Source organism: Paenibacillus litoralis, from assembly GCF_046244365.1.
Taxonomy (GTDB): domain Bacteria; phylum Bacillota; class Bacilli; order Paenibacillales; family NBRC-103111; genus Paenibacillus_V.
Genome location: NZ_CP176395.1, coordinates 7687142 through 7699136 on the forward strand (window position 1 = coordinate 7687142; position 11995 = coordinate 7699136).

An 11995-nucleotide genomic window follows, 5' to 3' on the forward strand; every position below is an offset into this window, starting at 1 on the left:
AACTCCCCCAACGAGCCAACTCGCCTTTTTCACACCAATTAGAAGTCTTTGGCGTCTTCTAATCCGCTGCTCTTCGGGTAAATCGGCATTTTAGGAGTCTCTGACGTCGTCTAATCTCCCCCAAACGAGCCAACTCGACTCTTTCGCACCAATTAGAAGTCTTTGGCGTCTTCTAATCCGCGGCTTTTCGGGTAAATCGGCATTTTAGGAGTCTCTACCGTCGTCTAATCGCCCCCAAACGAGCCAATCCGCCTGATTCGCGCCAATTAGAAGTCTTTGGCGTCTTCTAATCCTCGGCTTTTCGGGTAAATCGGCATTTTAGGAGTCTCTGACGTCGTCTAAACGGCCCGCCAGTATCACACGCGCCAAACGTTTCGCCAACCGCGACCTACTTTCCAGACTCCCCCCTTCTAGAGCAAGGCCAATCAGCCGCTCCACCTCAGGTGAACGAGCCCTTTTGTAGAAACTCCCCCATCTGCCAGACGTTTCTCCAGCAAGGCTGCACAAAAAAATCCCAACCGAGGTCGGGATTCCTTTTATAACATTTATTTATCTAATAGTGCCAAATCATAAACCGTATAATCACAGCGGTATACGAACAAATACTTGCCGTCAATAATAAACCCTGTGCTTTTATCGATGTCGGTCGTGAAGTACGAGACGTCTTTGCCGACATACGTCGCAAGCGGCTTGCCGGTTTGGGAACGAATGAGAATGAGGAGCTTCTGCCCGGTCGTTAAGTTTTTCACGCCGTTGACCATGCGATTGACGAAAGGTACCGAGCGCTCATGGCTCGTAATATCGGTTGTTTTCGCATACTCCTCGAACACGTTCGTAAGCCCTTTTTCCGCGAGAATCAGGGAGCTGCCGACGTGCATCATCGTTTTGCCGCCGACCGTTAAGCTCATGACGCCGGACTTGGAAACCGTGTCTCCTGCGCTGTCCTTGATTTCGAAGCTTTTGTTGGCGCCTATGTCTATCGATTTCCCTTCGATCCGGTCGATAATGTTGCTCTCCTCGTCGTAGGTTTGGATAATGGCCTCTCTGCCTTTCATTGCGCTTTTGAAGTTGCCGGCCTCGTTCGTAAACCAGTTGCAGCCTGATAAAAGCACGACGATAAGAACGCCAGCCAAAGCGATTTTCAACTTGTTCATTGCTGCTCATCCCCCATTGCAGAAAATCGTATTTCTCTCACCTATTATACTACGCAGAAAGGCCGCCTCCCGTCGCAATTCCCTATCCGCCAAACGAAAAACGCGCCGCTTGTCCATTTCCTATTGACATCAAAAATTAGGATATGGTATATAAAAAGTAATTTAGCACTCAAAAACCATGAGTGCTAACACCTGAGCTACCGTCAGAACTTGTACCTTTTTGATATCGAAAGGAGCCCTTACATGGCCAAGAAACAGTTTAAAGCGGAATCCAAACGATTGCTGGAAATGATGATCAACTCGATTTATACGCAAAGAGAAATCTTTCTGAGAGAGCTGATCTCGAATGCCAGCGACGCCATCGACAAAATCTACTACAGAGCCCTGACCGACGATCAGCTCGTGTTCGACAAAGATAATTACTTCATTAAATTGACTGCGGACAAGGCAAACCGTACGTTGACCCTCTCCGATACGGGGATCGGGATGACTGAAGAGGATCTCGAGAACAACCTCGGGATCATTGCCAAGAGCGGCTCTCTCGCGTTCAAAAAAGAGAACGAAGCCAAAGACGGACACAATATCATCGGTCAATTCGGGGTCGGGTTCTATTCGGCCTTCATGGTCGCGGACGTCGTTACGGTTATCAGCAAACCGCTGGGCAGCGAGCAGGCGTTCAAATGGGAATCCAAGGGCGCGGACGGCTACAGCATCGTGCCATGCGAGAAAGAAACCGTGGGCACCGACATCATTTTGCAAATTAAAGAAAACACCGAAGACGACCGCTACGACGAATATTTGGAAGAATACCGCCTGAAGGCGATCATTAAGAAATATTCCGACTTCATCCGCTACCCGATCAAAATGGACGTGACCAGCAGCAAGCCGAAGGAAGACAGCGAGGGCGAGTTCGAGGAAATCAAAGAAGAGCAAGTCCTCAACAGCATGGTTCCGATCTGGCGCAAAAATAAAAGCGAGCTGAAGCAGGAAGACTACGAGAACTTCTATGCCGAGAAGCGCTACGGCTTCGACAAGCCGATCAAGCATATCCATATCAGCGCCGAGGGCTCGATCGTTTACCGTGCTATTTTGTTCATTCCGGAGAACACGCCGTTCGATTATTACACGAAGGAATTCGAAAAAGGCTTGGAGCTCTACTCCAATGGCGTCCTGATTATGGACAAGTGTGCGGATCTGCTGCCCGACTATTTCAGCTTCGTCAAAGGGATGGTCGATTCCGAGGATCTGTCGCTCAACATCTCCAGGGAGCTGTTGCAGCATGACCGCCAGCTGAAGCTGATCGCCAAGAACATCAAGAACACGATCAAAAACAATCTGCAAACCTTGCTCAAGAACGAAAGAGAGAAGTACGAGACGTTCTATAAAGCGTTCGGCAGACAACTGAAATACGGCGTATACAGCGACTACGGCACGAACAAAGAAACGCTGCAGGATCTGCTGCTGTTCACCTCCTCCAAAGAGAAGAAGCTGGTCACCCTGGAGGAGTACGTTTCGAGAATGCCGGAAGACCAGAAATACATCTACTATGCGTCCGGAGAGTCGATCGAAAGAATCGAGAAGCTTCCGCAAACGGAGCTTGTCGCCGACAAAGGGTATGAGATCCTTTACTTCACCGACGATATCGACGAATTCGCGATCAAGATGATCATGGCTTATCAGGAAAAAGAATTCAAATCCGTTTCGAGCGGCGATCTGGGCATTGAGCCGAGCGCAGAAGACAAACAAACCGATGCGGAAGAGAGCGAGACCAAAGACCTTTTCGAATCGATGAAAGGCCTTCTGTCGGACAAAGTGACATCCGTCAAAGCGTCCAAGCGGCTGAAATCCCATCCGGTCTGCTTGTCCACCGAAGGAGAAGTCACCATCGAGATGGAAAAAATCTTGAAAGCCATGCCGGGCAGCCAAGACGTCAAAGCGTCCAAGGTGCTGGAAATCAACGTCAACCATGCCGTTTTCCAATCCTTGAAGGAAGCTCATGCGAGCGACAAAGAGAAGCTGGCTCTCTATACCAACCTTCTCTACAGCCAAGCGCTTCTCATCGAAGGCTTGCCGCTCCAGGATCCCGTCGAGTTTACGAATGATATTTGTAAAATCATGGTTTAGTGTGTTGCGCCAACACCCCGACCCGGTTTATACCGGAGTCGGGGTGTTTGTTTTTTAGGGGTGTTCTGAGCTAGGTTCTGCTCTTCATTCTGGCTTCGTTCCTGGCTTGTATCAATATGAGCGGTGCGGAAAGTCGGTGCCTTATTCGTTGGCGTAAGCACATAATCCCCTTCGGGTCAACCGATCGTTCAGGATGATTGGAAAGTCATCCATGCCGTATTTCCCAAAGCCTCGAAATCTTGCTTATACCAAAAATTCCGCGATTTATCCAAGCTGTAAACGTACATTTTTTTGCCGGGGTATTTCGCTTTAAGCCAGTTTACGAAATATGCGGCATACCCCTTCTTTTCAAAATTTTTCAGCACATCCAGCGCTTCGATAAAGACGAAATCTTTTTTGCTTTTGATATCGATGTAGAAGTCCTTCTCCAGATACCTTTCATCCGGGTTGAAAAAATCCTTCTCCGCCTTCTGTATCAATTGATTCCCGTTATCATATTCCCATACGACGCCGTATCCGACCATCGTATCCTCAGCGTCAATGATATAGATGTTTTCCGGTAATTCGGACTGCTCCTTCGCGCTCAATTCCCCCGCATGGTAGGCGGTTGTGATTTCGCCCAGTACTCGCTGCATCTCTTGATCAAACGGTTTTGCAATTATCGTTGGCATGCCTGATCTCCTTTTGGTATGTTGTCCCGTCATCTTGTCTCTGCTGAATGCACCAGCTTCAGCCATCGGCGTCCTCCAGCATCCTTCGCTCTTCCTACGTGAGCAGCGGACGCCTTCAATAAGGGCGTAAAGCTGGAATTGCCGAGTCGGGTCCGGTTATGGCCGTCGCCTTTTCATGCTCGGATCCTATTCTTCACTCCCTTCATCTAAACAAGTTATCGGGCATTTGACAAGCCCCTCCAAAACTTACCGACCGTCTTTTTCGTTCCCCGCAACGGAAATCGCTCGTTTTCGGCTTGCCAGTAAAGCTTATCGCTGCGTCCGATTGACATTAGCCAATCTTGCTTTCTCCTATGCATTTCCACATAATAGTCTATATCTAAATCAAACGACGGGGGATTGTCTTCAAATGGATCGAAACGAAGCAACGCATGAAGAATGGCGCCGATTGTTTGACGCTGCCATTGCGTTCAAGAAGCTGGGCTGCTGGGAGTGGATGTCCAACGATGACTACTTTGCCGTAACGGATCCGGAAACCGGCGAGACCGGCTACTGCGTCATATTAGGGGCAGGCGGGATGGAATTTGGCCTGAACGTATACTTTGGCGAGAAGGCCGGACTTTTTCTAAGAGAAACGTTCGACATCATGGACGGACAACTCAGCGACGATCGCGATGAGCTTCTGTTCAATACGAAAGCCATCTCGCTGAGCCTCGAGGATCGCGGGAATCTGGATCAAGCAGATCTGAGCATCATTCGCGAGCTGGGCTATAAATTCCGAGGGGCCAACGAATGGCCGCAATTCCGCAGCTACGAACCGGGACTTATCGCTTGGACCTTGAACGGACCGCAGGTCAGGTTCCTTACGGCAGCGCTTGAGCAAACGATCGAGGTTGGGGAACGTTTTAGAGAGAATAACGAGCTATACAGCGAGCATGATGATACCGAAAACGGGATCCGGGAGAAGCGGCTGCATCGCGTTCCCCAGGTTATGGAGAACGGCGTGGTGTGGCGGGACGAGTGGCTGCCTTGGCATGCGGAGGGCGACTATATCGAGCCCTATACGTATCCGGACGAGCTTCGCCTCCGTCAGCTAAAAAAAAACTTGAAGAAATCCAACGAAATCTGGGAGTCCGACTTCGATTTTGCCCCTATCGCGATAGGCGAAAAAGGAGCACGGGGTTATTATCCGCGCCTGTGTCTTTGGGTCAGCCAGGAAACCGAAATGATTATGGACGTGAAGCTAGTAGAGAAAGCGGACTGCCGCGAACGATATGTAAAACAACTAATAGATTTACTGGAAAAGCTCGGCCACAAGCCGGCACGAATCGAGGTCGGCTCCCTGAAAGCTTTACTTGCACTAAAACATAGCGCAGGAACCATAGGGATCCCCTTGAGGCTCGATCCTAGTCTGGATGCTCTGCTGGACGCGAAGGACGCCATTATCGGCAACCTCTAGAGGCATGCAAAAAAAGCGTAGCTGCTAGCAGCTGCGCTTTTTGGCTTCTCTATGGCATCCACGCTGATGATAAGCGCTGCCTTCGGTTCGGTATAGAAGCCGCATGTGGTCGGCCGACCGCCGTCATGCAGCGAAACACCGCGCGCTGGGAGCTGCGCGCGGTGCGAAAAGCAACATGAGGGTATTGGCTTTAGGCATAGCCAGAAAGAATGCGCTTATTGATTTGGAATGCAATCAACGCTCCGGCGCGCTGTGGAATTCGAAGCTGGCGAGCATCACCGTCAGCCCTTTTCCGCGCTCGCGATAAACGCGAGCACGTCCTCGTAGCGCGGCACGCTGCCGGCGCCGCCGATCCGCTGCGTCGCCAGCGCCCCGCTGGCGTTCGCGAACCGCAGCATGTCCGGATCGCTCATGCCCGACAAGAACCCGTAGATTAAGCCGGCGTTGAACGAATCGCCTGCCCCGGTCGTGTCGACCGGGGTGACGCGAAACGGCTCACCCTCCAAGCGCGAGCCGTCCGCGCCGAAGAGAACGGCACCGGCGCCGCCGCATTTGACCGCCACGCGCCCGTGTGCCGCAGGCAACCGCGCCGCCGATTCCTCCAGCGTCGATCCTGGGAAGATCCGGGCAAACTCGGCACGGCTGGGGATGAACAGATCGGTCGCCTGCAGCAGGCGACCGATCGCATCGGCATGCCAGTTTTCGTTCGGATCCCAGCCGGTATCGAAAGAAGTGGTCGCACCGGCGCGCCTGGCTTTAGCGAAAACATCCTGCCAGTGCCCGTGCATCCCTTCTTGCAGAAAGTAAGAGCCAAAGTGAATATGATTGCCGGGAGTATACGCAGCTTCCGGAATATGGCGTAGCTCCAAACTGCGGATCGAGCCCATATAGGTCAGCAGGGCGCGGTCCTTGGCCGTCGACATCGAGATCGTGACGCCGGTGCGGATAGCGGGATCGACGGTCACATAAGAGGTGTCGATCCCCGCCTGCCGCAGCGCCCCGATCATAAATCTGCCGTAGTCGTCGTCGCCGACGACGCCGACAAACGAGACGTCCGCGCCGAGCCCCGCAAGCACGCAAGCCGTGATCGCAGAGGAGGAGCCCATGGCCAGCTCGAACGTGTCGGCCAGCTTCTCCTTGTTCCACTCCGGCAAAATATCAACGCCGGTCAGGATGAGGTCCACGTTCAATTCTCCAAGAATAAATACGCGATGTGTCATGCTACGCCTCCCGTTGTACGATCCCTTCCGAGTATGCCTGCGAAACGCTTCGGAATTGCTCGACCTCAAGCCGCTGCGACGCGGTCAATACGACGCCGCGTTTGGCGCGGGAATTGATGAGCAGCGGCACACCTTCCAACTGCAAATAATATTTGGCGTTGAGCGAATAATTTTGCGTCTCCAGTACGGACGAAAAACCAAGGAAGTTTTGCAGCGATTCCGCTTGCTCGGGCGAAGCTTGCCAATTCCGAACAAGCTCGACATACAGCTCCGGATGGAAGTTGCCCATCACGCCGCTGAATCCGGCATAGCCTAGCCGGAGGCTTTGCAGAAGCGTCGCCGAGTTGGCGTTAAACAATTGCAGGCCGCTTCCGGCGCATCGGCGGACCCGATCCTGCAAGATCGCGGGATCGCAGCACGTATCCTTGAGGAACGAGAAGCGTCCCGAAGCGGCGCACCAATCGATCAGCTTCTCGGACAGCAATCTTTTGTACGGATACGGACATTCATACATACCGAAGCTCATGTGAGGAAAGGCGTCCAAAATGATGCTCGCGCGCTCGATCCATACGTCGTCGGATTCCTCCGCGGCGGCCAGACGATTCGTGACCAGGACGAACGCGTCGATCCCCGCATCGGAAACAAGGCGAATCTCTTCAAGCTGTTCCTCCAGAGAGTCGGAGACATGGCCGGAGGCGATGACGGGCACGCGTCCTGCCGCCTGCTTCACGACGAATGCGGCGAGCGCTTCGCGCTCCCGGGCATCAAGAAAAAACATTTCGCTGGACTGGCAAACCGCGAACAGGCCGTCTGCGCCTTTGGCGATGTACCAGTCCACAAGCGCCGCAAGCGCTGAATAGTCGATCTGAAGCGAGTCGGTAAACGGGGTGATCATGGTCGGCCAAACGCCGGGTGCGATACGATTCGTAGTCATGGGTTCTTAACCTCCGGACAAGAATTTCGGTACACGATATGCGTTGCGAACGTCTCGATGCCGGCAAGCTCGCGGCCGGGGTCGATGAGCTTCGCGAGCAGCCTGATCGCGGCTGCCGCCATCCGCTCGACCGGCAGATGGACGCTTGTGAGCGAAGGAACGGCGAAGGCCGCGCTCTCGGAATCGTCGTAACCGACGATCTGGATTTGACCGGGCACCTGGATTCCCCGTTCGCGGAACGCCGTAAGCGCGCCGATCGCCATCTGATCGCAAAGCACGAATAACGCTTCCGGCAGCGACGGACCGGCCGACAAGCGGGCAGCGGCTTCGTATCCCCCCTGCTCGGAGAACGAGTCCAACAGCCGATGCTCCGCGGCTACCTGCATGCCGAGCCGCTCCGCCGTCTCCACAAAGCCCGCTTGTCTTAGCGAGATTGCTTGCGAGGAAACATTGGGGGTGATCAGGCCGACTTGCCGGCATCCCTTGGCATGGAACAATTCGGCCACCTCACGCCCGGAAGCGTAATGATCGACCTGAATGGAGCGATACCCTTCCTGGCTTCGTTGATAGAGCACAATGGGCAGCGGCAGGTTCACCTGGCTTAAATAGGCCAAATCGAGCTCGGTAGCGTTGGCGATAATCGCGCCGTTAAACCGCGTCCCGCGCAGCAAGCTCATTTCTTTCCCAAGACAAGAGGAGGCATAAGGCTGAATGAGCAGCTCTACCCCGCCCTCCTGACAAAGAGACGAGCTCTGGATTCCCTTGAGAAAACGTCCCATCAGCGAGGAGCGTGTGTCCCACGTCCAGAACAGGGCGACGACCGGAACCCCGGTGTCATCGGCGGTGCGAAGCCTCCTGGCAGGAATGTTCGGACGGTAGTTCAGCGCCCGGGCCGCTTCCCAAACCCGCGCCTGGGTAGCAGGCGCAATGCGCAGCGCGTCTCCCTTGCCGTTCAGGACGGCCGATACCGTGCCGTTCGATACGTTGGCCAGCTTGGCAATATCACGAATTCCGCTCATTAATTAACTCCTTACTCGGTTTGCTAAAACGTTATAGCAAATTTGTACACTATGATCATAGTGAATTTTCTAGTCCTTTGTCAATACAATCCGAATCGAAACCATTGCATACAAAATGGCCCCAAAACAAATAGCCCTCCGCGGCGTCTTGGGGGGCTGGAGGCTAAGTCCATTTATTCAGTATCCTGTACGGTAACCGTACATTTCTTATGATTTTATGATATCTCTAGAACGCGATGGTCATTTTCTTGGAATCGGCCTTTAATCCAAACTCACGTTCCCTCTCCGTATAAAACCGCCTCCATCAAGCAATGAATTCAGACATGATTCTACTGATGTCAAAGGGCGTAATTCCTTTATGAAGCGAAAAAACCGTTTGGGCCATGTCGGCGCTTTCCACTAATCGACCTCTGGCAGCAGCATGAAGCATGAATAACTCATACAGGTTAGGCTTCGTTAATGAGGTCATTGCTTTTCCCATCAGCACCATCCCCCTCTGGTTCCCTTCTACATTGTTGTAATAGTTAGGATGGCTTTTTAACGCCAAGTCCGTCCAAATAATCGTTCGCTCCGCCAAATCCAAAATGACCGGAATAGCGATTTGGGTGTCCGCAGCCATATCTATTTTATCCACCACGGACGAGGGCTCGAATGTCTCTCCGGAATTGGGGCGCTTCCTCATCATCCAACCAGCAAAACATTCAGGCAGATTACAATAAGCTTGCCCGGTAAACGAATGTAGCGAAGCTACAATATATCGCCCGCCATAGTTAACAACGGAAGGAATATCAATATCTATAAACTCACAAGCTCCATGTGGCGCCGATGTAATATCCCCGCTGTGAGCGGCTCTATACTTCACTGAACGCAGATTCGTGTACGAGATATGCTCGACATATTGCCAGTGTTCATCATACATAACTGCAGATAAGTCTATATCGGCTCTACCGGTATGTTTACCGTTTACAGTCCCTTCTTTCCACCATAAGAAAAAGCGGATCGTGTCCCCTTCGGGCATCTCAAGCTTGCTGCCTCGAACGATGGTACGAAGTGCCTTACTCGCCGACCTTTGTGAGAAGGGCATCAAGTAATGCCTCAATCTCTCGTCGATATAGACGTCCCCTAACGAAGGAAGCTCCGAGAATCGGTTTATTAGCGTACTTCTGCATATTTGTACAATGCCTTCACAGGCTTTGGCTTCAATATCGGGAAGAGTGTTCTTAATCGCTACCGCTTTTGCTAGGTTCCCTTTTGGAAAGAACGTCCGTAACTCATGCTTTTCGTTCCTATGGTTAAAATGTGCCATTACTTGCAATAACACTGGAGTCGAAACATGCTTAGCAGCCTCACCGAACATCACCACAACTTGGGAGGAATCCTTATTGATTCTTAGCAAATGGTCTAATCGTCTAGCAAACTCTCCCGCACGATTTTTCAATAATTCCGCTGCCAGGAACGAGTTCTTATGGCGCAGCGCCTGCTCAACCTTTCCGCCGAACGTTTCATAGGGTCTATGGTTTCGAAGAACATCAAACGCTTCTCTGCAATTGAAAAATCGGTTCTTATATTCAGCAGGGTGTAAGATCTCACCAAGACGGATCCACCGATGCTTATGACGCAGCATATCCTCGACAAGGTTCCCGCATTGTTCAAGCAGTTCTAAGAGCAACCGCCTCTCAACGCGCTTGAATTTTCGGAATTTCGTGTTTGTGGCAAGACTGATATCCCCATCCGACAAAGCGACAGCCAACCGCAGTACATCCGTAGCCGTCTTCATGTATTTTCCGATGAGTTTAAGGTTTGCCTTTTCGTATTTGAGGAGCCTACTTACTACAAAACCCACATTTTCTTTCAAAGGAATCTCATTCGGCAGCACGGTATCAAGATCTTCATACGTTGCGATTACCCATTCGATATCTTCCTTATCCGTTTCGGAGATCGACCCTTTGGCTTGAATGAGATTACGTATCGTTTGATCGAAATCTTCCGCACTTCCTAAATCAATGATTTGCAGATTATCCTGATCCAATAAGGGGAGTCTCTCCAGAACCGCATGTTCGGGCAGCTCGAGCGTGATGTAGTGAAGGACAGCGTTCATGTAAAGTTCCGCTTCGCTTGCCATCATAACTTGTTCGGGGAAATTGGGATACATGGGGTTGAAGCTGACATTCGCTCCTACGAGCGATTTCAGGTCCGTCACAAGCTGACGATATAACGCCGCAAACTCTTCAATGGACATCGTTTTAACCATTTCCATTAGCTCTTTAGAAAAAGTAAAACCTAAGTACTCCACATTTTTCATTGCCGTTGCTATATATTTGGTGGGAAGGACATGTTGCCCAGGCTTTACAATGAGCTTTCTATTTCTTCTGAGATAAATGACAGTTTTCATAAAAAGACTCTAGGATGGAAATATCCCCTATATCGCATTCTTAAGCCGAAGGAAGGAATATTACAGCCTAGATGCCTCCTCTCTATTGTTAATGGAAACCAGGAAATTCGCATCTCTAATTCGGAATAGATATCTTAGAAGGAAGAGATGCGATAGCCTGGTTATCGGTTTCTTCAGGAAAGCTGCCACCCTAGATCACCATAGATTGTTGTAGAAGGAAGGATGGCAATAGCCTGAAGAGTTTGAGGCAATATTCGCAGTTGTTGACGTTCGCGACCTCTTGTGTATGATCATCCCATCTTTTGGAGCGCACGAACATGGTGAAAGTATTACGACCATGGATTTATTTTACTTATTCACGTGCTGGCTCCTTCGATAAGTTCAAGGAAATAGAAAACCCGCAAAGATGAATTCTTTGCGGGCAGATGCAGCTTATTAACATTCACCTGGAAACAATACAGCCATAACGACAATGTCAGTTCCAAATGTCCTATAGTACGTTCTGAACTTGCTAATCACAACACGGGAATACCCTTTATACTCTCCATATTCCTCGACATAAGTGCGGCCGATAATCGGATTCAAAAGTAGCTCTTCTGTTTCAAGTATAAGCTGTACGATAAAATCATAAGTCTCCTCAAGCGTGAAGTGCTCGCTACGAAGAGATCGGAGCTTTGTAACAACAGGTTCCGGCCATATAACTTTTTAAGATTTCATTTTGTAAAGTCCTTCTGAGATAAGGACTTCATCAGCTCAGAGGTTGACATGGATCGTCCATCATGGTAGGCTTCCAAGCTTTCTTTCATCATTTGCTTCAGATTCGGATTAGATCGAACATCGGCAGCGATGGAATCCCGATCCTCCTCCTGCAGAACGATCGTAAACTTCCCCTTACCCGGAATATATACCTGACAGACAGAATTGTCTTTATTCATGTTTGCAATCTGTTCCATTAAGTCCTCATTAGTACGAACTTCTTCCACTACAGCCACCACCAATCCTAATCGATGAATAAATCATAT

General features: G+C 50.8%; 9 protein-coding genes. 2 read left to right on the forward strand and 7 right to left on the reverse strand.

Annotated features, from left to right (window positions below; all coding sequences use genetic code 11):
- Positions 1–545: 545 nt before the first annotated feature.
- Positions 546–1154, reverse strand: coding sequence for a DUF5052 family protein (locus ACKGJP_RS32325; protein WP_409342846.1), 609 nt, complete (start codon positions 1152–1154; stop codon positions 546–548).
- A 243-nt stretch (positions 1155–1397) separates the two neighbouring features.
- On the opposite strand from ACKGJP_RS32325, the gene htpG reads away from it, so the two are divergent.
- A complete protein-coding gene (gene htpG, locus ACKGJP_RS32330; protein ID WP_409342847.1) occupies positions 1398–3278 on the forward strand; it encodes a molecular chaperone HtpG in 1881 nt (626 codons plus the stop codon).
- Positions 3279–3466: 188 nt separating this feature from the next.
- Here the strand turns inward: htpG and ACKGJP_RS32335 are convergent, their stop codons facing one another.
- Positions 3467–3949, reverse strand: coding sequence for a GCN5 family acetyltransferase (locus tag ACKGJP_RS32335; protein ID WP_409342848.1), 483 nt, complete (start codon positions 3947–3949; stop codon positions 3467–3469).
- A gap of 409 nt (positions 3950–4358) precedes the next feature.
- Here ACKGJP_RS32335 and ACKGJP_RS32340 point away from each other — a divergent pair, with 409 nt between their 5' ends.
- Positions 4359–5408: a DUF6930 domain-containing protein gene (locus ACKGJP_RS32340; RefSeq protein WP_409342849.1), complete on the forward strand. Its 1050-nt coding sequence runs from the start codon at positions 4359–4361 to the stop codon at positions 5406–5408.
- Between the two features lie 281 nt (positions 5409–5689).
- On the opposite strand, the gene ACKGJP_RS32345 is transcribed toward ACKGJP_RS32340, so the two are convergent.
- From ACKGJP_RS32345 to ACKGJP_RS32365, 5 genes are all read right to left on the reverse strand, one after another.
- Positions 5690–6628, reverse strand: coding sequence for a carbohydrate kinase family protein (locus ACKGJP_RS32345; protein ID WP_409342850.1), 939 nt, complete (start codon positions 6626–6628; stop codon positions 5690–5692).
- 1 nt (position 6629) lies between these two features.
- Positions 6630–7562, reverse strand: coding sequence for a dihydrodipicolinate synthase family protein (locus ACKGJP_RS32350; protein WP_409342851.1), 933 nt, complete (start codon positions 7560–7562; stop codon positions 6630–6632).
- The gene (locus ACKGJP_RS32355) at positions 7559–8581 is read right to left on the reverse strand and encodes a LacI family DNA-binding transcriptional regulator (RefSeq protein ID WP_409342852.1); all 1023 of its coding nucleotides are present in this window, start codon (positions 8579–8581) and stop codon (positions 7559–7561) included. Before ACKGJP_RS32355 ends, ACKGJP_RS32350 begins: the two co-directional genes overlap by 4 nt.
- 304 nt (positions 8582–8885) lie before the next feature.
- Positions 8886–10973: a TerD family protein gene (locus tag ACKGJP_RS32360; protein ID WP_409342853.1), complete on the reverse strand. Its 2088-nt coding sequence runs from the start codon at positions 10971–10973 to the stop codon at positions 8886–8888.
- A 713-nt stretch (positions 10974–11686) separates the two neighbouring features.
- Positions 11687–11956: a hypothetical protein gene (locus tag ACKGJP_RS32365; RefSeq protein WP_409342854.1), complete on the reverse strand. Its 270-nt coding sequence runs from the start codon at positions 11954–11956 to the stop codon at positions 11687–11689.
- Positions 11957–11995: the final 39 nt, after the last annotated feature.